26 protein-coding genes are annotated in these 22,752 nt (G+C 63.9%); 18 read left to right on the top strand and 8 right to left on the bottom strand.

The window, feature by feature from the left end:
• The 3 genes from secD to J7359_RS09170 all read right to left on the bottom strand — a co-directional run bounded on the left by secD (nt 1) and on the right by J7359_RS09170 (nt 3,331).
• A complete protein-coding gene (gene secD / locus J7359_RS09180; protein ID WP_209056341.1) occupies nt 1-1,665 on the bottom strand; it encodes a protein translocase subunit SecD in 1,665 nt (554 codons plus the stop codon).
• A 30-nt stretch (nt 1,666-1,695) separates the two neighbouring features.
• Nucleotides 1,696-2,028, bottom strand: a complete 333-nt coding sequence (gene yajC, locus J7359_RS09175; protein WP_209056340.1) for a preprotein translocase subunit YajC — start codon at nt 2,026-2,028, stop codon at nt 1,696-1,698.
• 136 nt (nt 2,029-2,164) lie between these two features.
• Complete coding sequence (locus tag J7359_RS09170; protein WP_209056470.1) at nt 2,165-3,331, bottom strand: M20 aminoacylase family protein; 1,167 nt, start codon at nt 3,329-3,331, stop codon at nt 2,165-2,167.
• 64 nt (nt 3,332-3,395) lie between these two features.
• On the opposite strand from J7359_RS09170, the gene mazG reads away from it, so the two are divergent.
• Complete coding sequence (gene mazG / locus J7359_RS09165) at nt 3,396-4,211, top strand: nucleoside triphosphate pyrophosphohydrolase (protein WP_209056339.1); 816 nt, start codon at nt 3,396-3,398, stop codon at nt 4,209-4,211.
• A 16-nt stretch (nt 4,212-4,227) separates the two neighbouring features.
• Here mazG and J7359_RS09160 read toward each other — a convergent pair whose 3' ends face one another.
• Both J7359_RS09160 and dusA read right to left on the bottom strand, forming a co-directional pair.
• Nucleotides 4,228-5,037, bottom strand: a complete 810-nt coding sequence (locus J7359_RS09160) for a sulfite exporter TauE/SafE family protein (protein WP_209056338.1) — start codon at nt 5,035-5,037, stop codon at nt 4,228-4,230.
• Between the two features lie 48 nt (nt 5,038-5,085).
• Nucleotides 5,086-6,063 carry a tRNA dihydrouridine(20/20a) synthase DusA gene (dusA, locus tag J7359_RS09155; protein ID WP_209056337.1) on the bottom strand — a complete coding sequence of 326 codons (978 nt, stop codon included), beginning with the start codon at nt 6,061-6,063 and terminating at the stop codon, nt 5,086-5,088.
• 113 nt (nt 6,064-6,176) lie between these two features.
• Here dusA and J7359_RS09150 point away from each other — a divergent pair, with 113 nt between their 5' ends.
• Nucleotides 6,177-7,265: a site-specific integrase gene (locus J7359_RS09150; protein WP_209056336.1), complete on the top strand. Its 1,089-nt coding sequence runs from the start codon at nt 6,177-6,179 to the stop codon at nt 7,263-7,265.
• Between the two features lie 89 nt (nt 7,266-7,354).
• Nucleotides 7,355-8,545, top strand: coding sequence for a DUF932 domain-containing protein (locus tag J7359_RS09145; protein WP_209056335.1), 1,191 nt, complete (start codon nt 7,355-7,357; stop codon nt 8,543-8,545).
• Nucleotides 8,546-8,619: 74 nt separating this feature from the next.
• Here the strand turns inward: J7359_RS09145 and J7359_RS09140 are convergent, their stop codons facing one another.
• The gene (locus J7359_RS09140; protein ID WP_209056334.1) at nt 8,620-9,321 is read right to left on the bottom strand and encodes an RES family NAD+ phosphorylase; all 702 of its coding nucleotides are present in this window, start codon (nt 9,319-9,321) and stop codon (nt 8,620-8,622) included.
• Nucleotides 9,318-9,707 (bottom strand): antitoxin Xre-like helix-turn-helix domain-containing protein, encoded by a 390-nt coding sequence (locus tag J7359_RS09135; protein WP_100053035.1) that lies wholly within the window; start codon nt 9,705-9,707, stop codon nt 9,318-9,320. Before J7359_RS09135 ends, J7359_RS09140 begins: the two co-directional genes overlap by 4 nt.
• 170 nt (nt 9,708-9,877) lie before the next feature.
• Here J7359_RS09135 and J7359_RS09130 point away from each other — a divergent pair, with 170 nt between their 5' ends.
• The 9 genes from J7359_RS09130 to J7359_RS09090 all read left to right on the top strand — a co-directional run bounded on the left by J7359_RS09130 (nt 9,878) and on the right by J7359_RS09090 (nt 19,618).
• The gene (locus J7359_RS09130; protein WP_209056333.1) at nt 9,878-12,001 is read left to right on the top strand and encodes a ParB/RepB/Spo0J family partition protein; all 2,124 of its coding nucleotides are present in this window, start codon (nt 9,878-9,880) and stop codon (nt 11,999-12,001) included.
• A gap of 100 nt (nt 12,002-12,101) precedes the next feature.
• Nucleotides 12,102-13,145, top strand: a complete 1,044-nt coding sequence (locus J7359_RS09125; protein ID WP_209056332.1) for a toprim domain-containing protein — start codon at nt 12,102-12,104, stop codon at nt 13,143-13,145.
• 251 nt (nt 13,146-13,396) lie between these two features.
• Nucleotides 13,397-14,323, top strand: a complete 927-nt coding sequence (locus J7359_RS09120) for a DUF2493 domain-containing protein (protein WP_209056331.1) — start codon at nt 13,397-13,399, stop codon at nt 14,321-14,323.
• 118 nt (nt 14,324-14,441) lie between these two features.
• A complete protein-coding gene (locus J7359_RS09115; RefSeq protein WP_209056330.1) occupies nt 14,442-14,894 on the top strand; it encodes a hypothetical protein in 453 nt (150 codons plus the stop codon).
• A 657-nt stretch (nt 14,895-15,551) separates the two neighbouring features.
• Nucleotides 15,552-15,890, top strand: coding sequence for a DUF736 domain-containing protein (locus J7359_RS09110; RefSeq protein WP_093741780.1), 339 nt, complete (start codon nt 15,552-15,554; stop codon nt 15,888-15,890).
• Nucleotides 15,891-16,232: 342 nt separating this feature from the next.
• A complete protein-coding gene (gene drt2 / locus J7359_RS09105) occupies nt 16,233-17,597 on the top strand; it encodes an antiviral reverse transcriptase Drt2 (protein WP_209056329.1) in 1,365 nt (454 codons plus the stop codon).
• 197 nt (nt 17,598-17,794) lie between these two features.
• The gene (locus J7359_RS09100) at nt 17,795-18,064 is read left to right on the top strand and encodes a hypothetical protein (protein WP_209056328.1); all 270 of its coding nucleotides are present in this window, start codon (nt 17,795-17,797) and stop codon (nt 18,062-18,064) included.
• Nucleotides 18,061-18,378, top strand: a complete 318-nt coding sequence (locus tag J7359_RS09095) for a type II toxin-antitoxin system RelE/ParE family toxin (RefSeq protein ID WP_209056327.1) — start codon at nt 18,061-18,063, stop codon at nt 18,376-18,378. Before J7359_RS09100 ends, J7359_RS09095 begins: the two co-directional genes overlap by 4 nt.
• A 4-nt stretch (nt 18,379-18,382) precedes the next feature.
• Nucleotides 18,383-19,618, top strand: coding sequence for a hypothetical protein (locus J7359_RS09090; protein ID WP_209056326.1), 1,236 nt, complete (start codon nt 18,383-18,385; stop codon nt 19,616-19,618).
• Between the two features lie 117 nt (nt 19,619-19,735).
• Here the strand turns inward: J7359_RS09090 and J7359_RS09085 are convergent, their stop codons facing one another.
• On the bottom strand, nt 19,736-19,966 hold the full coding sequence (locus J7359_RS09085; protein WP_209056325.1) for a helix-turn-helix transcriptional regulator: 231 nt from the start codon (nt 19,964-19,966) through the stop codon (nt 19,736-19,738).
• A gap of 140 nt (nt 19,967-20,106) precedes the next feature.
• Between J7359_RS09085 and J7359_RS09080 the strand changes: the two genes are divergently transcribed.
• The 6 genes from J7359_RS09080 (at nt 20,107) to J7359_RS09055 (ending at nt 22,693) form a co-directional block, all read left to right on the top strand.
• A complete protein-coding gene (locus J7359_RS09080; protein WP_209056324.1) occupies nt 20,107-20,379 on the top strand; it encodes a DUF2285 domain-containing protein in 273 nt (90 codons plus the stop codon).
• A 131-nt stretch (nt 20,380-20,510) separates the two neighbouring features.
• Complete coding sequence (locus J7359_RS09075; RefSeq protein WP_209056323.1) at nt 20,511-20,681, top strand: DUF6499 domain-containing protein; 171 nt, start codon at nt 20,511-20,513, stop codon at nt 20,679-20,681.
• Nucleotides 20,682-20,709: 28 nt separating this feature from the next.
• The gene (locus J7359_RS09070; protein WP_209056322.1) at nt 20,710-21,255 is read left to right on the top strand and encodes a DUF2285 domain-containing protein; all 546 of its coding nucleotides are present in this window, start codon (nt 20,710-20,712) and stop codon (nt 21,253-21,255) included.
• Nucleotides 21,256-21,430: 175 nt separating this feature from the next.
• Nucleotides 21,431-21,712, top strand: a complete 282-nt coding sequence (locus J7359_RS09065) for a helix-turn-helix domain-containing protein (RefSeq protein WP_209056321.1) — start codon at nt 21,431-21,433, stop codon at nt 21,710-21,712.
• A 4-nt stretch (nt 21,713-21,716) separates the two neighbouring features.
• Nucleotides 21,717-22,175 (top strand): DUF2840 domain-containing protein, encoded by a 459-nt coding sequence (locus J7359_RS09060; RefSeq protein WP_247740291.1) that lies wholly within the window; start codon nt 21,717-21,719, stop codon nt 22,173-22,175.
• Nucleotides 22,172-22,693: a S26 family signal peptidase gene (locus J7359_RS09055; RefSeq protein WP_209056319.1), complete on the top strand. Its 522-nt coding sequence runs from the start codon at nt 22,172-22,174 to the stop codon at nt 22,691-22,693. The genes J7359_RS09060 and J7359_RS09055 overlap by 4 nt, the downstream gene beginning before the upstream one ends.
• Nucleotides 22,694-22,752 lie beyond the last annotated feature (59 nt).

The raw sequence follows: 22,752 nt of genomic DNA, 5'->3' as shown, positions 1-22,752 counted from the left end.
TCAAACCTCGATCTTGCGCGGGCGGGAACGTTCGAACCACGCCACCGTCATCAGCCGCGTCACATACAGCGCGGTGAAGACAGAGGTGACGATACCGATGGTCAGCGTCACGGCAAACCCCTTGACCGGCCCCGAGCCCAGAACGAACAGGATCGCGGCGATGATCAGCGTGGTGATATTGGCGTCCACGATGGCGGACATCGCCTTCTCGTAGCCCAGTTGGATGGCACGGGCCGGGCCGCGCGCGGTCTTCAGCTCTTCGCGGATCCGTTCGAACACAAGCACGTTGGCGTCAACCGCCATGCCGATGGTCAGAACGATGCCCGCGATACCGGGCAGCGTCAGTGTCGCCCCGATCATCGACAGCACGCCGAAGATCATGCCCATGTTCACCGCCAGCGCGACCGAGGCAAACACCCCGAGCAGCCCGTAGGACAGGCACATCAGCACGATAACCGCGACGAAGCCGACACTGGCCGCGATCTTGCCCGCGTCGATGCTGTCCTGTCCCAGTTCGGGACCGACGGTCCGTTCCTCGAGGAAGGTCAGTTCCGCCGGCAGGGCGCCCGCACGCAGCAACACAGCCAGGCGGTTCGCCTCTTCATAGTCCATCGAGCCCGAGATCTGGCCCGAGCCGGTGGTGATGGCCTGCCGGATCACCGGCGCCGAAATCACCTGGTCGTCCAGCACGATCGCGAAGGGCTGACCGACATTGGCGCTGGTATAGGCACCGAACTTGCGCGCCCCGGTCGGGTTGAATCGGAAATCCACCGACGGCATGCCGTTCTGATCGGTCGATGGCAGTGCATCGGTCAGTTCTTCGCCGGTGACAACGGGCGTTTCCTCAATGGTGTAATACACGCCTTCCTGATCGGCCGCGGGCAGCACAACCTGCCCGATCCCTGCGCGCGCATCCGGATCGGCAGCGGTGCCGACGACGGAATTGAAGGTCAGCTTGGCGGTCGTGCCGATCAGCGCCTTCAGCTCGGCGGCCGATCCGATGCCCGGCACCTGAATCAGAATGCGGTCGGTGCCCTGACGCATGATCGTGGGCTCTCGCGTGCCGACCTCGTCCACGCGACGGCGGATGATTTCCAGGGATTGCTGGATGGTGCGGTCGTCGGTGATCGCCTTCTCGGCCTCGGACAGCTGAATGGTGATCGCGCCGCCCTGCGCGTCTATCGCAAGGCTGGACTGCCCTGCCCCGGTCAGCGAGGTGACGGGTTCGGAAAAACCGCGCACGATCTCGACCGCGCGCGACAGCTGGTCGGGGTTGCCGATCTCGATCTTCAGAGTGCCGTCGGGGGCCGCGACACGCCGCACCGCGCCGATCGTGGCACGCTCATCGGCCAACGCGCGGCGCAGTTCCGGCCACAGCGCATCCATGCGCGCCTTGTAAACCTGATCGACCTGCACTTCGCCAAGAAGATGCGCCCCACCGCGAAGGTCCAGTCCAAGATTGACCAGCCCGCTTGGCAGCCAGCCGGGCCAGGCATCCCGTGCCGCCACCAGTTCCGGTGTCGTCACGCCGGTTTTCTCGATACTGGCCACGGCGTCGTTATGCGCCTCGACCCGATTGTAGAACAGGTTGGGCATGGCATAGGCCAGACCCAGAAGGCATATCCCGATGATCAGGATGCGCTTCCATCGGTCGATCTGAAGCATCTCGGCTTGCGCCTTTCAGGTTGTGGCGGCTCAGGAATTGGCGGCAGCCGGTTCGGTCTTGCTCAGCACCTGCGACACGGTCGAGCGGACGATGCGGACCTTGACGCCCTGCGCGATCTCGACTTCCAGTTCGTCATCACGAACCGAGGTGACCTTGCCCAGAATGCCGCCCTGGGTGATGACCTGATCGCCCTTTTTCAGCGCCTCGACCATCGCACGGTGCTGCTTGACCCGCTTTTGCTGCGGCCGGATCATCAGGAAATACATGATCGCGAAGATCAGGATCAGCGGGATGAATTGGGCGAAAGCGGCACCGGTTCCGGCGCCGCCGGCAGCCTGGGCAAAGGCGGGGGTTGCGAACATCAATCTTCCTTTCGGTGTCCGGACCGGAGAAACCGGCCCCTCGAATTGGCGCGCAACCTATCCGCGCCGCCGATCATTGGCAAGAAAGGCCGGACACGACATCCTGCAAGATGCAGAAACGGGTTCGTGAACGGGACTAGCGGTCCACCGGCTGCGCGCGTTCGACAAGGCGGGCAAGGAAACTGGCCCCGACTGGCGCGATCTCGTCGTTGAAATCGTAACCGGGGTTGTGAACCCCCGGCCCATCGCCCTGCCCCAGGAACAGATAGCAACCGGGTCGTGCATTCAGCATGAAACTGAAATCCTCGGCACCCATCTCTCGTCCGGCATCGTCGCAGACCAGCGCCTCGCCGGCGATCTCGCGCGCGACCTGTGCAGCGAATGCGGTCTGTTCGGGATCGTTGACCGTCGCGGGATAGCCTTCAAGCCAGTCAAGCCGCGCGGTCACGTAATAGGCCGTCCCCTGCCCCGCACAGATCTGCGTCATCCGGCGGCGAACCATGTCGCGCACCTCGGGATCGAAGGTGCGGACCGTGCCGCAGATCCAAGCGGTATCCGGCACGATATTGTCGGCGCTGCCGGTGTGGATCTGCGTGACCGACAGCGCCAGGTCGTCCAGCGCATAGTGATTGCGGCTGGAAATGGTCTGAATCGCGCTGACGATCGACACCGTCGCCACGATCGGATCGGCTGTCAGATGCGGCATGGCGCCGTGTCCCCCGCGACCCGTGACATGGATCTCGAACCCGTCGACAGCCGCCATGATCGGCCCCGGAGTCGTTCGGAAACTGCCGGTTGGCTGGCCCGGATTGTTGTGCATCGCAAAGACGCGCGTGATGCCGAAACGCTCCATCATGCCGTCACGGACCATCGCGTCACCGCCGCCGCCATCTTCCTCCGCAGGCTGAAAGATCAGGGCCACACTACCGGCGAAATTGCGCGTCTCGGACAGGTATCTCGCCGCCCCCAGAAGCATCGTCGTATGCCCGTCATGCCCGCAGGCATGCATCCGGCCCGGCACGGTCGAGGTCCACTCCGCCCCGCTTGTTTCCTCCAGCGGCAGGGCATCCATGTCAGCGCGCAGCCCGATGGTCGGGCCGTCGCCCTGCCCCTGCACGATCGCGACGATCCCGGTCCGGCCGATCCCTTCGTGGATCTCGTCCACGCCGAAATCGCGAAGCCGGTCTGCCACGAAGGCCGCCGTCCGATGACACTCGAATCCCAGCTCGGGATGCTGGTGCAGATGGCGGCGCCAAGCGGTCATGTCGTCGGCGAAATCGGCGATTCGGTTCAGGACGGGCATGTGGACTCGGGCCTCGGGCTGTGGCACTCGGTTCTGCATCTGAACCCTGCACGGGGAAGTTGCAATGACCAATCCGACCCGCGATCCGGCAGCCGAAATCAGCCGGCTGATCGACATCATGGCCGCGCTGCGCGATCCCGCGACGGGCTGCCCGTGGGATATCGAACAGGATTTCGCGTCGATCGCGCCCTATACGATCGAGGAAGCGCACGAGGTCGAAGACGCGATCCAGCGCCGTGCATGGGACGAGCTGCCCGGTGAACTGGGCGATCTGCTGTTGCAGGTGGTCTTCCACGCCCAGATGGCGCGCGAGGCCCGGATGTTCGATTTCGCCGACTGTGCCGCGGCGATTTCCGACAAGCTGATCTTCCGCCATCCGCATGTGTTCGGCGACGAATCCCGCGACAAGTCGGCAGAACAGCAGGTCCGCGATTGGGAGGCGATCAAGGCGGTCGAACGTGCGGGGAAGGCCGAACGCGGCACGCTGGACGGCGTTGCGCTGGGACTGCCGGCGCTGACGCGCGCGATCAAGCTGCAGAACCGCGCGGCCCGGGTGGGATTTGACTGGCCGGGTGCGGACGACGTTCTGGACAAGATCACCGAAGAGACCGCCGAGATGGTCGAGGCGCGCGACCAGCTTGGCCCGGACGCCATGGAAGAGGAATTTGGCGATCTGATGTTCGTGATGGCCAATCTGGCCCGGCATCTGAAGATCGACCCCGAACTGGCGCTGCGGCGCGCGAATGCGAAGTTCACCCGCCGGTTTCAGGCCATCGAGGCCGCGCTGGCGGCCGAGGGCCGCCGCCCCGAAGACAGCGACCTGGCCGAGATGGACCGGCTGTGGGATCGTGCCAAGGCCGCGGAAAAGGCCGCCGAATAGCCTGCAACGTCCAATCTCAGCCCATCAGCGCCTTGCGCAGCATGTTCAGCGCGACCAGGAACAGGAAGATCGCGAAATAGCGCTTCAGCCGCGCCGCATCGGTGCGATGGGCCAGCGCAGCGCCCATCGGTGCGGTGATCAGCGTCATGCAGATCGTGACCAGAAACGCCGGAAGATTGACGGACCCGACCGTCCAGGGCGGCGCATTCGTGACCGGCAGCAACAGAAACGCCGACACCGAAGGCACGGCGATCAGCACGCCGAACCCCGCAGAGGTCGCGACGGCGCGATGGATCGGGCGGCCATGCAGGGTCATCAGCGGCACGCCGATACTGCCACCGCCGATCCCCAGCAGAACCGAGAAGAATCCGATGAACGGCGAGATCGTGATCCGGCGCCAGCCCGCGGGCATCTGGTCCGACAGCCGCCAATGCGACCGAGAGATCGCCATGTAGCTGGCGATGACCACCACAAGCACGGCGAAGATCACCTGCAGTGTCGCGGTCCGCAGCGCGCCCACCGTCAGCACACCGACCAGCGCCCCAAGCCCGATCCCCGGCGCCCAGCCCTTCAGGATCTGCCAATCCACAGCCGCCTTGCGATGATGGGCCATGACCGAACGAAGCGAGGTCACGATGATCGTGGCCAGCGACGTGGCCAGACACAACTGCATGACATCCGGGCCGCCGAAACCGGCCTGCGTGAAGACGAACAGGAACGCCGGCACCAGCACGATGCCGCCGCCGACGCCAAGAAGCCCGGCAAGAATGCCCGCGAACGCACCGGTGACCAGCAGCGTCAGGGTGGGAAGGATCAGATCACTCATGGCGCAGCCACTAGCGCGATGCCGGTCTTGTGACCAGAGCGAACCTGATCACGCCGCAAGCCGCGTCACCTGCGACAGGGCCGCGTCATAAACCTCGATCCCGCCGGCGCTTGCGCCTTCGGACAGGGTCCGCTTCCATCCGCGCGCGCCCGGCTGGCCGTGAAACAGTCCCAGCATGTGTCGGGTGATCTGGTGCATCCGGCCGCCGGTACGCAGATGTGTCTCGATCCTGGGCCGCATCGCAAGGGCGACCTCGGCGGCCGACCCGAACGGCGGCGGCGCCCCCCACAGCGTATCGGCCTTGCCCAGCACTTCCCATGGCTGATGATAGGCGGCACGACCGACCATCACCCCATCCATGATCTCAAGATGGTCGCGAACCTCGTCCAGGCTGGTGATGCCACCATTCACCGAGAGATGAAGATCGGGCAACGCATCCTTCATCGCATGAACCAGCGGGTAATCCAGAGGCGGCACATCGCGGTTCTCGCGCGGGCTGAGGCCCTGCAGCCACGCCTTGCGGGCATGTATCGCGATACGGCGGATCCCAGCCGCGCGCAGCCGCGAGATGAAGTCGGGAAGTACCGTCGCAGGGTCCTGATCGTCAACGCCGATGCGGCATTTGACAGTGACTTCGACCGGGCTGACCTCCAGCATCGCCGACACGCAATCGACGACCAGATCCGGCTGCTTCATCAGCACGGCCCCGAAACAGCCCGACTGCACCCGATCGCTGGGACAGCCCACATTCAGATTGATCTCATCATAGCCCCATTCACCGGCGATCCGCGTCGCCTGCCGAAGCTCTGCCGGATCCGAGCCGCCGATCTGCAAGGCCACAGGATGCTCGCCCGCATCATGGTCCAGCAAACGCGCGCGATCCCCGTGGATGATCGCAGGTGCGGTCACCATCTCGGTGTAAAGCAACGCATGACGCGACATCAGCCTGTGAAAGGACCGGCAATGCCGATCCGTCCAGTCCATCATAGGGGCCGTGGACAATCTAGCATGTTGATTTATTTGCATTTTTTGTGTATCTTCAAACTGTTGGCGGCGGATGCTGCTACGCTGGAATACGCCCCAATATCCCCGAATTTGCCCCTCTACGACGACTCATTGCACACACAGCGCACACGAAAATGGCCTCCATCACCAAGCTCCCCTCCGGTGCATACCGGGTCCAGATCAGACGAAAGGGCCGCTACGCGAGCGAGACGTTCCTCCGCCGCGACGACGCCCATCGTTGGGCCCGCCAAGCGGAGACCCGGGTCGATCAGGGGCTGGCGCCGAACAAGTCGTCCGTTTCCCGCCTCCAGACCTTTGGCGACCTCATCGACCTTCATATAACCGATATGTGCGAGGTAGGGAAACCGCCGCGTCGCAGCAAGGCCGCCACGCTCACGACGCTCAAGCGCGATCTCGGCAAGGAGAAGATCGGGCACCTCGACCGGCAAAAGCTGATCGACTACGGCAAGATGCGCGCGGAGCAAGGCGCGGGACCGGTGACTCTCGGGATCGATATCGGCGTGATCAAGATGATCATCACCCATGCGGCGGCCGTGCACGGACTCGATATCTCTCCAGAACCCGTCGATCTGGCGCGCGTCGCGCTCAAGCGTCTCGGCCTGATCGGCAAGGGCAAAGAGCGGGATCGTCGCCCCACCACGGACGAGCTGAACCGCCTCTTCCGTTGCTTCGATGACAACGAACGCCTGACCCTGCCGATGACACGGATCGTGAAGTTCGCGGTGGCCACGGCGATGCGGCTCGATGAGATCTGCCGCGTCGCATGGACCGATCTCGACGTCGACCGCCGGATGCTCATGATCCGCGATAGGAAGGACCCGCGCAACAAGACCGGGAACGACCAGCGGATCCCGCTCTTCGCCGCCACGGGGTTCGATGCCTGGGCATTGGTCACGGAACAGGCCAAGGAACTCGGGCGCGCAAGGGGCCGGATCTTTCCCTACAACTCGAAATCGGTCGGAACGGCCTTCCGGCGCGCCTGCGTCGAGGTCAGCGTGAAGGACCTGCATTTCCACGATCTACGCCATGAGGGCACAAGCCGCCTGTTCGAGGCCGGCTTCGCGATCGAACAAGTCTCGCTGGTCACCGGCCACAAGGATTGGAAAATGCTGCGCCGGTACACGCATATCCGCCCGGAAACGCTGCACCGGCTCGCCGCGTCGCGCGCCCCTTCCCCACTCGAGACCCGCGCAGCCGAGTGATCCGAGAGTCAGAGGGGTGCCGTCCCGGCCCGTGACGGGTTTGGAGGTCGAGAGAGAGGCTTTCGGCCGCCCGTCGCGGGAGAAAACCCATGAATACCGAGATTATCGATGCCGGGCGTGACATCAGCGGCGGCTACAAGGTGGATGTGTCGCGCGGCACGAACGTGGATCGCGTGTCGTCCGAGTGGTTCTCGCGGCCCGACGACGAGAGGTACCTGTCGCTCGACGATCTCTTTTCATCCGTAAAAGGCCGGGCGGAGCGGAGCCGGACGCGCACGGTGGAGAGTGCGGCGATCCGAGTCGAGGCGCATCGCGACAATCCGGAAAAGCTGGGGTTGGTCCTGCCGGGCGCTGACGAACCGATCGCGCCGACGCATTGGTCCTTCGGCCAGCTCTCGAGCCTCGTCGGCGCGCCCGCAGCATACTTGCGGCAACTTCCCGCGCCGCTGGCGGGGATCAACCTGCAGTACGGGCTGACGAACCACCGGGCCGAGCAGATCAAGACCATGGAAGTCGCGAACGGCCGCACCGAGCTGCGCGCCGTGACCGGCCCCGACTACGGCCGCATCTACGACCACGAACTGGTCTCCGCCGTACAGCGCATCGCGGGCAACGGCACGGGCGACACACGCTGGAAGGTGCCGGGCGTGCTCGACTGGTCGACCGGCATCTACAATCCGCGCGTGGACGTGACGAAGGAGACGACGACGCTCTACGCCTCGGACCGCGACGTTTTCCTGTTCCTTGTCGATGACCTGAACCCCATCGAAGCGGGCCTGCTGCCCGACGGCTCGCCCGACCTCTATTTCCGGGGGTTCTACTGCTGGAATTCCGAGGTCGGCGCCAAGACGCTCGGCATCGCCAGCTTCTACCTGCGGGCGGTCTGCCAGAACCGCAACCTCTGGGGCGTCGAGGACTTCCAGGAGATCACCATCCGGCACTCCAAATACGCCGCCTCCCGCTTCACCCACGAGGCCGCCCCGGCGCTCAGCCGCTTTGCCGAATCCTCACCCGCGCCCTTCATCGACGGCATCCGTGCGGCGCGGGAGAAGATCGTCGCGCGGTCGGACGAGGACCGTCAGGATTTCCTGCGCAAGCGCGGGTTCTCGAAGGCTGAAACCGGGCGGATCGTCGAGACGGTGCTGGCCGAGGAAGGCCGCCCGCCCGAGAGCGTCTTCGACTTCGTGCAAGGGATCACGGCGGTGGCCCGGTCCAAGCCGCAGCAGGATGCGCGGCTGGTGATGGAGGGCAAGGCGAAGGTGTTGTTGGAGAAAGCTTGATTTTATTGAATATACATTTGTATCAATGCTCTATCGAGATAATCTCAAGCACTGAATGAAGATATCGAGGGGCGTTATAGCCCCTCGATCGTGAACTCGGGTGCACCTTGCCATACCAGCTTCCAGCTCGCGCCCGGGCGGACATTCTGGATGATACCGGGATCGAAGGCGACGAAGCACCGCCCGCCCGGGTGACGCACGGATGGGTAGATCAGCCCACGATGCCCCTCTGCCCTCAAGTCGGCGGCGAGACGCTGGCCGGCCGGGTAACCCCGCTCGGGGGCCGGATCGAGCGCCGCATGCGCCTCGCCGTGCAGGTCTGGGTGCAGATCCGGGAAATCCCCGATGAAATCCCCCAGCAGTTCCACGTAGCGTGCCTCGTCCTCGTAGCGGCCGATGAAGCCCAATTCACGGGTCCGGTGAAACCCAACTTCCTGCGCGCTCGTCAGCATGTCCCAAGCGCAGTACCACGCGCCGCGCTCGCCGGTGTTGAACCGGTTGCCCGAGGGGCGCGTATAGGTGAAGGCCGCATTGATATGGCTCTGACCGTAAAGGGTCAGGTCATGAGACCGCCGCGCGAAGGCCAGTTCGCGACGGTCGAGCGCGGGGCTGCCCTGCGCTTCGGCGATCAGGCGAGCACTGGTCTCGCCTTCGATCTCGGCGAGAACCGCGGCCTCCTCGTCACTGTCGACCAGCCCCCGCAGCACTGGGGGCTTGTGATGGGTCTCGGAAATCAGCCTGACAAGAGCACGGTCATTGACCGACGTAATCCTCAAACCCCGCCCCGCAGTGCATCGACATAGCCCCGCACGCGCAGGATCTTGGGCAATCCCCCTTCGATCATCGCGTCCACGGGCCGCGCACCGTCGAACTCCGGACCCCGGTTCGGCAGCTTCGCCCACTCCCGCGAGATCGGTTCGTTGAAGTAAAGCTCAAGCGACTTGTAAAGGCCGATCAGCGCGCTCAATCGCAGCATCTGGTCCCGCGTCAAATCCCCAGCAAAATCAGGCTTCTTCGCCCGCTTCCAGGTCGAGTCCGACATATCCGCCAGTGCCGCCGCCTCACGTAAGGTGAGCGACCAGGCGTCCGCGATCCGGGCGAAGGCCTTAAGAGCGACACCCTGCCGATCCGGCGCAGGACGTTCCAGAACAACGTTTTCCATGTGTTGGCGCTCCTTCCTAGTTTGACTGATAATATAAGGTCATATGGATTGCTTTGCAAGTCCATATGATCTCTGCGGTGCCTCAAGAGTGAGAGGGGTGCCGGGTTTTCTGTGACGGGTTTGGAGGTCGGGAGAGTGGCTCCCGGCTGGCCCGTCGCGGAGATATCCCGATGACCAAGCAACAGAAAATCACCCTCAGCGCCTCGCGCGACATCCCCTTCAACAAGCTGATGCTCAGCCAGTCGAACGTGCGCCACGTCAAGGCGGGCGTGTCGATCGAGGAACTGGCGGAGGACATCGCGCGGCGGACGCTGCTCAGCTCCATCACCGTGCGGCCGGTGCTAGACGACAGCGGCACCGAGACCGGCATGTACACGATCCCCGCCGGCGGGCGGCGGTTCCGGGCGCTCGAACTGCTCGTCAAACAGAAGCGCATGAACAAGACCGCACTTGTGCCCTGCATCGTGCGCACCGATGGGCTCGCCGAGGAAGACAGCCTCGCCGAGAACGTCCAGCGCGCGCCCCTGCATCCGCTCGACCAGTTCCGCGCGTTTCAGGCGATGCGGGAAAAGGGCCGGACCGAGGAGGAGATCGCCGCGGCCTTCTTCGTCTCTGCCAGCGTGGTCAAGCAGCGGTTGAAGCTCGCCGCCGTCGCACCTTCGCTGCTCGACGCCTATGCCGAGGAGGAGATGACGCTCGACCAGCTCATGGCCTTCACGGTCAATCCCGATCAGGCGCGGCAGGAGCAGGTCTGGGAGGCGCTGCAGCGGCACTATTCCCGGCAGCCCTACGAAATCCGCCGCATGCTGACCGAGGGTGCGGTGCGGGCTTCGGACAAGCGGGCGCAGTTCGTCGGGCTCGACGATTACGTCGAGGCCGGGGGCGAGATCCTGCGCGACCTGTTCCAGCAGGACGACGGCGGCTGGCTGCAGGATGCCGCCCTTCTCGACGTCATGGTGCGCGAGAAGCTCGCCGAGGAGGCCGAGACGGTGCGGGCCGAGGGCTGGAAATGGGTCGAGGTCGACACCGAGTTCCCCTACGGCCACACCTTCAGGATGCGCCGGGTCCATGGCGAGGCGGTACCGATGAGCGACGAGGAAGCCGCCAGTTACCAGGCGCTGAAGGCCGAATACGACGCGCTTGAGGCCGAGCATGCGGAGGCTGACGAGTTGCCCGACGAGGTCGATACCCGGTTGGGCAAGATCGAGGAGGCGATGGAGGCGTTCGAGGCGCGTCCGATCCGGTTCGAGGCCGACGACCTCGCGCTGGCAGGAGCCTTCGTCAGCATCGACAGCTCCGGGCGGTTGCGCGTCGAGCGGGGCGATGTGCGGCCCGAGGATGAGCCGGTCGAGGAGGTGGAGGACATCGCCGACGGCACGTCCGAAGAGCCGACCATCGAAGACGCGGATGATCCCATCTCACCCGCTCTCGACGACGAGGAGGAAGAGGATGACGGCCTGAAACCGCTCTCCGACCGCCTCGTCATGGAACTGACGGCCCATCGGACCCTGGCACTGCGCAATGCGCTGGCCCAGGACCCGCAGGTCGCCTTCCTCGCGGCGCTGCACGCGGTGGTCCTGCGGCTCTTCTACCGCTACGCCGTCGACAGCTGCGTCGAGATCGAACCGCGCAACGCGGGATTCGGATCGCAGGTGCCGGGCCTCGGCGACACGGCCTATGCGCAGGCGATCGACCAACGTCACGAAACCTGGGCACGCAACCTGCCGAAGGCATCCGAGGACCTCTGGAAAACGCTGACCGAATTCGACAGCTGCGGCCGCGAGGCGCTCTTCGCCCATTGTGTGGCGATGAGCGTGAATGCCGTCCACGATCCCTACCAGCGCCGTCTGCGCGCCATCGCGCATGCGGATGTGCTGGCCGGAACCGTCGGGCTCGACATGGCCAAGGCGGGCTGGACGGCGACGGGTGACAGCTACCTTGGCCGCGTGACCAAGGCCCGCATCCTCGAGGCGGTGCGCGAGGCGAAGGGCGAGGCCGCCGCTGACCGGATCGCCGGGCTGAAGAAGGCGGAAATGGTGACGGCTGCAGAGGACCTGCTCGTGGGTACCAGCTGGCTGCCGGACCCGCTGCGCACGCCGCCCCTGCCGGGAGAGGACGCACCGGAGATCGAGTTGATCGACACCGCCGATGGAGGGCCTTCCGGCGACGAGACCGACACCGGCGAAGCGCAATCGGCGGAAGACGACGGCGAACCGGCTATCGGAGACTCCGAGCATTTGGGCGAAGATGATCCCGTCGCCGGTGACGCCTTCGCCCGGACTGCCGCCGAGTGACCTTCGAGCAGGTCGGAGCTCCTTCCCCCCGAGTTCCGGCAGCCGGGGTCCGCCAGAAATGGCGGGCCCCTTTTTCTATCCACGACAGGAGGCACAGAGCATGCACAGCCCCGCCGCCGACATCGCCCGCCGCCTTGCCGAGGATGCCGAGGCCGCCTGCCGTCACTACCTCACGAACGGGCGCAAACAGGGCCGCTACTGGGTTGTTGGCGATGTGCAGAACACACCGGGCCGCAGCCTCTATGTCAGACTGACCGGTCCGATTTCTGGTCCCGGTGCCGCCGGAAAATGGACCGATTCCGCAACCGGGCAGCACGGGGACCTTCTGGACCTGATCGCCCTGAGCATGGGGATCACCAGCCTGAAGGACACACTGGACGAAGCGCGCCGATTCCTCAGCCTGCCGCAGACGGACGGGTACCGCGCCGCCAATCCGCCAGCCTCTCGCGGCTCACCCGAGGCGGCGCGGCGGCTCTGGGCCATGGGCCAGCCGATCTTGGGCACCTTGGCCGAACGCTATCTCGCGCGGCGCGGCCTCACCGGGCTGGGCCATCTCGACAGTCTTCGGTTTCACCCGAACTGCTTTTACTGGCGCGAGGATCACGCACTGACCGATCCGCCTGAGGCCTGGCCCGCCCTGCTCGCCAAGGTGACGGACCTCGATGGACGGCTCACCGGCCTGCACCGCACCTGGCTTGACCCCGCCACTGCGGACAAGGCCCCGGTCATTCCACCGCGCAAGGCGATGGGCAATCTCCTCGGCCATGGTGTTCGCATCGGCAAACCGGTCAGCGTGCTGGCCGCAGGCGAAGGGCTTGAGACCATGCTCTCCCTGCATCTGGCCCTGCCGGACTTGCCTGCGGTGGCGGCTCTGTCCGCCAACCATCTCGCAGCCCTGCAGCTGCCCGCCCATCTTCGCCACCTGTACATCGCCGTCGATGCCGATCCGGCAGGCCTGTCCGCCGCAGACCAACTGGCGCATCGGGCCAGAGGGGCCGGGATCGACGCAATCCACCTCTCCCCCTGTCTCGGCGATTTCAATGACGATCTGCGAGCCTCTGGCCGCGACGCGTTGCGCGCGCATCTGCGTCCGCAACTGGCCCCCGAGGATGCCTTGGCCTTCCTCGACCACGCCGAGGATTGATCGGGATCGGCGCAGCCGGCCAGCGCCTCCGCGATCAGAGCCACGCCTTCCAGCCTTCCGAGAGCGGGCAAAACGGAGCAGAGCCCGGACGGGCCCGCAACGGCCATGGCCGTCCTCCGCTGCGCTCCGGTTCCACCCCATCGCGCAGGCGCGATGGGGGCCCCTGAGAATGCAGACCCATCCGGCCCCCGCTTTTCCGTTGCCCGGGAAGGCCGCGAGAGGCGCGGGCTTCGACAACCGGAGACGACATCATGACCGACACACATCTTCAGACCCGATCCTCTACCGCCGTCGTGCTCGAGGAACTGCAGCTCTATGGCTGGCGCCCCTTCAGCGACGAGCCCGATCCCCGCCCCTTGCCGGAACCCGACGCCATTCGCACCGCCGTCGCCGACATCTTCGACGCGCTCGTCTCGACGCTGTCCGACACGCGGTTGGAGCCCGACCTCGAAGACCTGCTCTGGTCAATGGCCAACTTGTTCCACCGCATATCGACGCGGATAAACCGTGAGCTCGACAGCAACGAACAGGCGCAGAAACGCGCGCAGCGCGAACAGGACGGCTCCGAGGTCCGCTCGGTCGAACTGGAAACCCTGATCGCGGAGGGCATCACGCTTATCGAACGGCGCAATGCCTTTGAGGCCATGCGCGATCTCGCCGCCGAGGGCTTCGAGGCGCATCTCGGCCAGACCTGGCACCCGCGCACGGGCAGCCACGTGAACCGCCGCACCCTGACCGCGTCCTTGATCGACAGCCGCGATCATCTCACTGCGAAGCGCCGGGCCGATCTGGAACCGCTCCTGCCCCAAGGCACCAAGATCGCCTTCACCGGCGGGCTGGACTGCAACGATCACGCGGCCATCTGGGCAGCGCTCGACCGCGTCCACGCGAAACACGCCGACATGGTCCTGTTGCACGGCGGCGCACCGCGCGGGGCCGAACGCATAGCCGCCGCCTGGGCCGACAATCGCGCCGTGACGCAGATCGTCTTCAGACCCGACTGGACGCGGCACGGCAAATCGGCCCCCTTCAAGCGCAACGACCAGCTACTCGACACCCTGCCCATCGGGCTCATCGTCTTCCCGGGCTCGGGCATCACCGAAAATCTCGCCGACAAGGCCCGTGCGATGGGCATTCCCCTCTTCGACTTCCGGCCGAAATGCGCACCAACGGCATGACCGGATTTCCGCCGATGCCTGCCCCGGACTCTCCCGGGGCGGGCCGTTTTCTGCTATGATATGACCGTGCCAATGGAGGAGGTGGCGGCGCGATCCTTGTTCTCGAAAGGAGTGCCTCATGTTTTTCTCCACCCTCTTCACGCTGTTCGGCCTCGGTGCCCTCTGCTGGATCCTGTTCAACCTGGCTGTCTACGCCCTGCCCTTCGCCATCGGGCTGACGTCCGGCATGTATCTGTATGAAACGGGCCAAGGCGTTTTCCTGTCGATCATTGCGGGCCTCTTCATCGGCGGCTTCGTCGCCGCTCTCGGAGAATTCGCCTTTGACCGCATCCGTTGGGCCCCGCTCAAACTCGCCATCGGTCTGATCTACGCGGTCCCCGCCGGGATCGCCGGGTTTCATGCGGCAAAGGGTCTTGCCGAGTTCGGCAGCGCGGGCGCCGTCACCATCACCTTCTTGTCCTGGCTGGGCGCGCTCATTGTCGGCGGGACCGCTTGGGCGCGGGTGTCGGGCTGGTCCGAGGTCAACGCCATGTCCGACCCACATCTGCAAAGGTCTTACGACGAACGCTGAACGCCCTGTGAAGTTTTCGCCGGTGCATGCCGTCAGCAACATCGTCAGCGTGCGCCGCAACCGATTGCTGAAAAAGGTCTCGATGCTCGCCTTCACCGCAGCGTTTCGGTCGGGCAGGACCGGCTGAGCAAAGCCAGATCACTGAGACCCAAGTCATGGCGCATGGCCCCGGTCGCGCATGCACCTGGATTGCCGGCAGGCCGAACATCACGGCAGACAAGTACAGACACGGCGAGAGGGGGCAATCCCGGAATACCGAAGCACGTCCGGGAGATGCACCGTCCCGCCTGCACGCCATAGCCTGTCTTTGCACGACGTCTGCTGCCGGGGTCTTGCGCGGTCCAGAGGTAGCCTGTCATTCCCTCCTCCCATGGCTTGCGCCACGCGTCCCTTGCGGGCCTCTCAGCGGCTGATCTGACCGGGATCGGCTGACGCCTCGACCGCCTAGGCCGCAACGGCCGGTCCGGACTTTCTTCCCCTGGCGCCCCCGAACAATATCGGGTCCGCCATTCCTCGCGGAACAAGAAAGACCGGCCTTGCCGTCCTCCGCTGGCGCTGCGGGCCACAGGGGCTGCGTCGGCGGATCGCCCCGGTCCTGACGATCGCCATCGAGGCCGCGAAGGGCGCGGGCTCGGACAAGCCAAAAGGAGATATGACATGGCCACCATCGGAACCTTCAAGAAGACCGGCAGCGAATACGTCGGAGAAATCGTCACCCTGAGCGTTCAGGCGAAAGCCGTCCGCATCGTCCCCGAGGACAGCACCCCGAACGAGAACGCCCCCTCTCACCGCGTCTTCGTCGGCCGTGCCGAGATCGGGGCCGCCTGGTCCAAGCGCTCGACCGAGGGCCGCGACTACCTGAGCCTCAAGCTGGACGACCCGAGCTTCACCCAGCCGATCTACGCCAACCTCTTCGACGATACGGTGATCGAAGGCGGCGAGGAAACCTTCAGCCTCATCTGGTCGCGCCCCAACACCCGCCGCAACGGCGACTGACAGCAAACCGCCCCGCCCGGGATCACCGGGCGGGGCTCCCATTCCAAGTTTTCTGATACTGGCAACCACCAGCATTTTTTTGATCGCCCTACTTGTATTGGTATGTATAGCACCCACATCATCTAGTGCCCCGGGGCATAGGACTCGGATGACCAGTGTTAAGGCCCGCAAGCGCTATCCGCGCCCACGGCTTTCGGGTGTTCGTGATTTCGGTCATGGCGCATCCTTCGCACATCGTGGTTACAACATACCACGCCAGGTTTTCTCGTACCGGAGGGTGCATCTGCACCTGATGATGGGAGCCAGGTTCAATAGCCCGGGCATTTGACGAACGGAGTCGCTATGCCCGGGTTTTACCTGTCATCCGAAGACGAGTTTGATCCCTCGACCGAAGATTTCATCCTTCCTGTCCTTTCAAAAGAGCGGCGGTATAAGCATTTCGACCTACCGTTGACTGACCGCGAACAGGTCTTCGATTTTTCTCAGGAGCGCGAGCCACACAGATTTCTGCCCCTCCTCGGATTCATTGACCAAGCAAGGCGCTACATTCGCGTGAAAAACGAGGATGGAACATGGAAACGGGATGCCGATGGAAACTTCGTGCGGGAAGAGAAGCTAAAGCCGCGCCCGATCCGCTTCGCAAGTCACAGCGACGCGGCTTATCTCCAAGCCTATGCCGGCCAATTGAACGCCTTCTACGAGAAGGCACTGGCAGAGGACGAAACCTCGCGCTCGGTCCTTGCCTATCGCCGAGGAGGTGGCACGAACATTCATCATGCCAAGTCATTGTTTGATGAGATCAGGGCACGCCGTGACTGCACTGTGTTCGCGATGGACATTTCCGGCTTCTTCGACTGCCTAGACCATACGCTTCTTCGCGATGAGATAGCGGGCCTGCTCGGAGCGACCCGGCTGGAAGGGCACCACGGCACGGTATGGAAGAACGTTACCCGGTATTCGTGGGTTGAAACCGAGGACTTGGACAAGCTGCTTGGCCGAAAGAGAAACGGGCACGGGCGAGTCTGCTCGCCTGCCGACTTTGCGGAACATGTCCGTGGCCGAAAGGATGGACTTGTTCGCACCCACAGCCAAACATTCGGCATTCCACAAGGAACTCCAATTTCGGGACTCTATGCGAACATCTATCTTCGGACTTTCGACCGCGAAATGATCGCGTGGGTGTCAAACCTTGGCGGCTCCTACCGTCGATACTCCGATGACATAGCGGTGATCCTGCCCCTCGGCGCGAAGGTTCGACACGTCGTCGCGGTGGTCGAAAAGATGTTGGCTGACTTTGGGCTCGCAATGTCCGTAGACAAGACCGACACCGCCGACTTCAAGGGGGGCTTACTGGCATCGTCAACCCCGATCCAGTATCTCGGGTTCACCTTCGATGGGCAGAAAACCCTTATACGCGCTTCTTCGATAGACGCCTACAGAGGCAAGATGCGGCGCGGTATTCATGCAAAGTTGATCGCGGCGAAAAGCAAGGACATTCCATCGGCGGAAGTTTTCAAACGCGAGAGCCTTGCTCGCTATACCCATTTGGGGAAGCGCCGGAATTTTCTGCGCTATGCTTACAAGGCTGCTGACGTGATGGGCTCCCCAGAAATCAGAGGACAAGTCAGCCGACATGTCACTTGGTTTAATCGAGCATGGGATCGGGAAGTCTCAAGAGTCTATGGCGGGCTTGTGGCGACTTCATAGGCAGCACAACAGAGCTAAAACTGTTGGAACACCTGAAACGCTTCACTTGCTTAATTCTGGCCAATTAGTTCAAAGATTGTCGCTATGTACTGCGATTGTCTGCATGTGGCATGGCGTTTCTGCTTCACCGGCTTTGCGCTGACTTGCTCAGGATCGTCCCGTCGTCTATATGACTAAGTCATACCCTAGAGGCAAGCATGACCGTCAAGACAACCCTCAGCTTCACCGACCGTCACCATCGGTTCCTGACCGACAAGGTGGGCCAAGGCGTCTTCGCCTCGCAAAGCGCGGCTGTGGCGGCGGCGCTGGAGCAGATGATGCGCGATGAAGAGGAGCGCGAGTTGGCCCTTGGGGCGATGGCCGAAGAAATCCGGGCGCGGCTCGACACACCGCGCGCCGATTATGTCCCGGCCGAGGACGCGTTTGCCGCCGCGCGGGCACGGCTGCAGGCTGCGCGTGGGGCGTGAGCTGTAGCATCCGGTTCCATCCGGCGGTCGCGGAGGATCTCGACGCGATCACGCGCTGGCTGATCGACTATGCCGGCCCTCAATCCGCCGCGCGCCGGCTGGACGAGATCGAGGCCACCATCGCCAGCCTTACCGACTTGCCACACAAAGGCAGCCGCCGGGACGAGATCGCTCCCGGGCTGCGCGCCATTCCTGCAGGCCGCAAGGCCGTGATCGCCTTCACCGTCGACGATGATGCCCGCGAAGTGCATATCCACGCCGTAACCTATGCCGGAGCCGACTGGATCACGCGCAGCAAAGCGCGCGGGCGGTAGCAGAATGACGCGCAAACCTGTCCACAAATGGGCCTTCAAACCCGGCATGCGAGCGAGCGCTTTCGGATGGCGCGGCTCCGCCAAGGCGATCGAGCGGTTGAAATCGGCCAGCGCGGAAATCCGGGCCGTCAATCGTGCGGATCCTGTCACGGCGGCGGACGGCGTGGTCGCACTGGCCGCGCGGATCTGGCCCGCGTTTGAGCATATCGACACCTCCTCGGGCGCACTTGGTACCGCCGTGCGCCGGACACTTGACGACCTTGTGCCGATCCTGATCGCCGCCCCTGCCGATGAAAAGACGCGCGCAAAATGGCTGGAGCAGCTGCGCGCGGCGATCGAGAACGATGGCGTCGACTACCTCGCCCCGATCTCGGAGCGGTTCGGCGAGATCGCCGTGTATCCCGCGCTCATGACTCTGCATGCTGACCGGGACCTCGACCTGGTCCATCAAGCCTGGTCGGATTGGGAGCGGTATTCCCATGTCAGCACCGCGACGCTCACGCTGTCCTGCCTGCTCGAGGCCGAACGGTATGATGACTTGTTGGCGCTCCTCGCGGTCAAGAAGACCCGGCTGTGGTTCGATGACAAGTTCGGCGCCGAAGCCCTGCTTCGACAGGGCCGCGAGGATGACGCGCTCGCCTATGCCGACGCCCTTCTGCAAGGGGATCGCCAGACATGGGGCCATCACGACATCTGCCGGTTCTGCGAAGCGATTCTGGTACGCCAAGGCAAGGCGGACGAGGCCTATCGCCGGTTCGGCCTGCCCACTGCCAACGGGAACACATGGCTGGCGATGTGGCGCGATCTGGTCAAACGCTACCCTGACCGGGATGCCCGTGCATTGCTGGAAGACCTCATCGCGCTCCATGGGCGCAAGGGCAAATGGTTCGCCGCGGCCAAGACCGCGACGTATTTCGACATCGCCCTAGACTGCGCTGCCGATCATGAGGCGGCCCCGGCGACGCTCATCCGCGCTGCCCGCGATTTCGCAATCAAGGAACCGGCCTTCTCCGCCGATGTCGCTCTGCATGCCATCAGGCATCTTCTGGCGGGCCGTGGGTATGAACCCAGCCCGTTAGATATCGACGAAGCGATAGATCACCTGATGACCGCCAGCACACGTATCGACCGGCGGGGCTGGGCCATCGCGGCGCTTAAGCGACTGATGGAGATCACGCCCGGCGATGATCTGATGCAGCGCCGCCTTGGCCAGAAGCTGACCGAACTCAGTGCTGAATAGCGGATTGATCGGTATCGAGAAGCAGCCTGCACGCCGCGATGAAACCAACCAATGCCCTGCCCCGACCTCACAAGTTTCGCCCGAACAGCTGACCGCCCAGACGATCGATCACGGTTTTCAGGAACGCACATCGCCTTCGGCGCGTTCTTCGATCAGCTGTGCTGGAGCTACATCCAAATGCGCCGCGACCCGTTGAAGAGTCTGCAAGGTGACGTTCTGCTGGCCGCGCTCCATTGCACTGACATGGGCGCGGTCGACATCCATCGCCGCCGCCAATGCGGCCTGCGTCAGCCCGCGTGCTTGGCGGTAGTGCTTGAGATTACTTGCAAAAACAACGCGGATGTCCATCCGCAGCTAAAAAGCCTATCGCGTATTTTGGTGCGACGTATTATAATACTCATCTGCAACCTGACTGACCGTGATCCGACCTTGCACATGCAATCTGATGTGCTGTTATGGACCTTAACGCCCAACGGCGAGGGGGAATCATGTCTGCCACCGGCACCACGCCGATCGCTGATCTCGCACCGCAAAGCGATGACCTGACCGACTATGACCATGCACACATGACGCTGTACTTGCGCCTGTTCGACGCTGCTGAAAGCGGTGCAAGCCTGCAGGAAGTCAGCCAGATCCTGTTCGGCATCGATGCGGACAAGGAACCGGAGCGTGCCCGAAAAATCTATGACAGCCACCTCGCCCGTGCGCGCTGGATGACCGAACACGGCTATCGCAAGCTGTTGGAGGGTCGTACTGGCTGAACTCCGCGTAATCTGGCTCCCATCGGCAAACACCCGCGCAGGTTGCGCAAGTTGACCCTTCGCGTCGTCGTTTTCTTGCGCCTCCCGGCTATACTTTTTCCCCATCGAAACCTCTGATGCGGAGCTTCGCCATGACCAGGGATTGGCAAGACGAAGCGGCGTATCGGCATTTCGACAGCCTCGACCTGTCCGGGCTGGCTTGGGAATGCCTGCGCCGCAATTCAGACTATCGCGCCACCTACCCGCTGATGCGGGATGGATTGAGATCACCGGCTGCATGGGGGTTGCGATTTCCCGGTTGATCCGGACATCGACGCACCAAAAGCACCCGTGTTCTGGACGCCTTCAATCGCCCCGGCAGCGGTCGGGTATGCTGTGCCGGTCCCCGGCGGCGACACCGCCGCGCCGCACATCGATGCAGATGATCTGACCGTCATCGGAACGCGGGACGGCTTGATGTATGTGCGCCTCGCAACAGGCGCGTTGCTCGTGCTGGATGCAAAGAACCTGCACCGGCCCCTCGGCATCCTGGTGCCGCTGGACGAGCATTGGACGGCACGGATCAATTCGCTCGAGTCACTCCGCGCGCAACTGCTTCATCACAAACGATCCCCTCCGCCCCTGACGTCGCAGCAGCGGCGGCGCATCACGCTTGCATTGCGCACGCTCGACGCGCGCCGGGATCGTGCCAGCTACCAGACAATCGCGGGGCATTTGTTCGGCGCCGAGGCTGTGTCGCGCGAGCATTGGAAAACCAGCTCCCTCAAGGCCCAGATCACCCGACTGTCGGCCCATGGCACGCATCTGACCACCAAAGGCTATCGCTTTCTCCTTCTCGGCAAAGGACCGACGGGGCACTCCAAGCCGCGCAAGTGATCACCGCTCAGTCCCGGAATATCGAACCCCCATCAGCCCTGATCCTGTTGGCCTTTGGGGGTGACGTTTTCGCGCCGCGATCTTCGTCATCCCTTCCCATGGCGCTCTTCCGTTTTGATGACCTCCGACAGCCCGCGACGCGCCGTCGCTAGGCCTAGCCACCGGAGATGCTCAAATGCCCGACCCCAACGAAGGACTCCCGCCCCGCTACCTCAGAACCCCGGAAGCCGCCCGATTTCTCGGCCTGTCTGGCCGTACGCTGGAAAAACACCGCACCTACGGGACCGGCCCGCGCTATTCGAAAATCGGCGGACGTGTCGTCTACGCGGTCGACGATCTGCAAGCCTGGGTCACCAAGGGCGAGAAGACCTCCACCTCGGACGAGACCGAGGACCGCGTCCTGCCTGCCAAACGCCATGCAGCCGTTTCGCCGGCCTATCTGCGGCGGGGGCGCTGAGCCGATGCAGACACTTGTCCACCTCACCTGGATCGAAGGGCTTATCGAGCGCTGGATCCGTTTCGGCCGGATTGCCGAGGAAACCATCCTGACGCGTACAGAAAAACGCGTGGCCTTCACCACCGGCGCAATCTTCGCGCTCGTCCGCTGGTCGTCGAACGACCACGGCACTGTTGAAAGCCGGATCGACATTCTGCGCGCCGTCGATGCAGGCGAGCCCCGCTCTACGGTGCCCTGTGTGACACCGGGCGGAGAGCTTTTGCTGCGCCTCTCCGGCTGGCCCAAGGTCGAGGCGGCGCTTCGGTCCATCGATATCGTGGAAAGCTATGGCATCGCTCCGGAAGATGTCTGCCCCGATCATTGGCGGCACGTCCACAACCGCCTGACCGCTGCATTGGAGCCCCGGCCCTACACTCCTGCCCGGCACGCGGCCTGGCTCAAGCGTCGCATGGTGACGACATGAGCGCGGCGGCCCCTCCCCTTCTCGCGGCCGGTTTGTCCCTCGGTTTGCTCGCAGTCGCACAGATCGACCACGCACCGCGATTGATCTGGAATACCTCGGCAAGCGTGCCGGTCGGACTTTACGTTGTTCGAGCGTCAAACCCGCCATCGCTGGGCGATCTCGTTGCCGTGCGCCTGCCGGAAGACCTGTCATCCTGGGTGGTTGAGCGCGACTATGTCGGTGCGGATACCTTGCTGTTGAAACGCATCGCGGCCGTCTCCAGCATGACCGTCTGTCGCGATGGTCTCGATATCGCCATCAGTGGCACCGTTGTTGCCGAGGCAGCATCGGCTGACCAACAGGGCCGCCCGCTTCCCCGTTGGACGGGATGTGTCACGCTCGCCTCGGACGAGGTCTTCCTGCTCCTTGCTGGTGTCGCCGACAGCCTCGATGGACGCTATTTCGGGCCCTTGTCAGCGGATACGATCCTCGGGCGTGCCATCCCTCTTTGGACATTTGGGGGGGCAGCAGATGCGTAGTCTTGAACGCGGGCACAGGCGTCGGCACGCGGCCGTCACGACCGCGCTTGTAGTTATCC

The sequence above is a fragment of the Paracoccus sp. R12_2 genome, from assembly GCF_017744015.1.
Lineage (GTDB): Bacteria > Pseudomonadota > Alphaproteobacteria > Rhodobacterales > Rhodobacteraceae > Paracoccus.
This window is presented reverse-complemented; position numbering and strand designations above follow the sequence as displayed.

Bases quoted from the DNA above. Each gene is read 5' to 3' on its own strand.
- secD (WP_209056341.1), bottom strand. From the start codon at position 1,665: ATGCTTCAGATCGACCGATGGAAGCGCATCCTGATCATCGGGATATGC.
- yajC (WP_209056340.1), bottom strand. From the start codon at position 2,028: ATGTTCGCAACCCCCGCCTTTGCCCAGGCTGCCGGCGGCGCCGGAACC.
- J7359_RS09170 (WP_209056470.1), bottom strand. From the start codon at position 3,331: ATGCCCGTCCTGAACCGAATCGCCGATTTCGCCGACGACATGACCGCT.
- mazG (WP_209056339.1), top strand. From the start codon at position 3,396: ATGACCAATCCGACCCGCGATCCGGCAGCCGAAATCAGCCGGCTGATC.
- J7359_RS09160 (WP_209056338.1), bottom strand. From the start codon at position 5,037: ATGAGTGATCTGATCCTTCCCACCCTGACGCTGCTGGTCACCGGTGCG.
- dusA (WP_209056337.1), bottom strand. From the start codon at position 6,063: ATGCAAATAAATCAACATGCTAGATTGTCCACGGCCCCTATGATGGAC.
- J7359_RS09150 (WP_209056336.1), top strand. From the start codon at position 6,177: ATGGCCTCCATCACCAAGCTCCCCTCCGGTGCATACCGGGTCCAGATC.
- J7359_RS09145 (WP_209056335.1), top strand. From the start codon at position 7,355: ATGAATACCGAGATTATCGATGCCGGGCGTGACATCAGCGGCGGCTAC.
- J7359_RS09135 (WP_100053035.1), bottom strand. From the start codon at position 9,707: ATGGAAAACGTTGTTCTGGAACGTCCTGCGCCGGATCGGCAGGGTGTC.
- J7359_RS09130 (WP_209056333.1), top strand. From the start codon at position 9,878: ATGACCAAGCAACAGAAAATCACCCTCAGCGCCTCGCGCGACATCCCC.
- J7359_RS09125 (WP_209056332.1), top strand. From the start codon at position 12,102: ATGCACAGCCCCGCCGCCGACATCGCCCGCCGCCTTGCCGAGGATGCC.
- J7359_RS09120 (WP_209056331.1), top strand. From the start codon at position 13,397: ATGACCGACACACATCTTCAGACCCGATCCTCTACCGCCGTCGTGCTC.
- J7359_RS09115 (WP_209056330.1), top strand. From the start codon at position 14,442: ATGTTTTTCTCCACCCTCTTCACGCTGTTCGGCCTCGGTGCCCTCTGC.
- J7359_RS09110 (WP_093741780.1), top strand. From the start codon at position 15,552: ATGGCCACCATCGGAACCTTCAAGAAGACCGGCAGCGAATACGTCGGA.
- drt2 (WP_209056329.1), top strand. From the start codon at position 16,233: ATGCCCGGGTTTTACCTGTCATCCGAAGACGAGTTTGATCCCTCGACC.
- J7359_RS09100 (WP_209056328.1), top strand. From the start codon at position 17,795: ATGACCGTCAAGACAACCCTCAGCTTCACCGACCGTCACCATCGGTTC.
- J7359_RS09090 (WP_209056326.1), top strand. From the start codon at position 18,383: ATGACGCGCAAACCTGTCCACAAATGGGCCTTCAAACCCGGCATGCGA.
- J7359_RS09085 (WP_209056325.1), bottom strand. From the start codon at position 19,966: ATGGACATCCGCGTTGTTTTTGCAAGTAATCTCAAGCACTACCGCCAA.
- J7359_RS09080 (WP_209056324.1), top strand. From the start codon at position 20,107: ATGTCTGCCACCGGCACCACGCCGATCGCTGATCTCGCACCGCAAAGC.
- J7359_RS09075 (WP_209056323.1), top strand. From the start codon at position 20,511: ATGACCAGGGATTGGCAAGACGAAGCGGCGTATCGGCATTTCGACAGC.
- J7359_RS09065 (WP_209056321.1), top strand. From the start codon at position 21,431: ATGCCCGACCCCAACGAAGGACTCCCGCCCCGCTACCTCAGAACCCCG.
- J7359_RS09060 (WP_247740291.1), top strand. From the start codon at position 21,717: ATGCAGACACTTGTCCACCTCACCTGGATCGAAGGGCTTATCGAGCGC.
- J7359_RS09055 (WP_209056319.1), top strand. From the start codon at position 22,172: ATGAGCGCGGCGGCCCCTCCCCTTCTCGCGGCCGGTTTGTCCCTCGGT.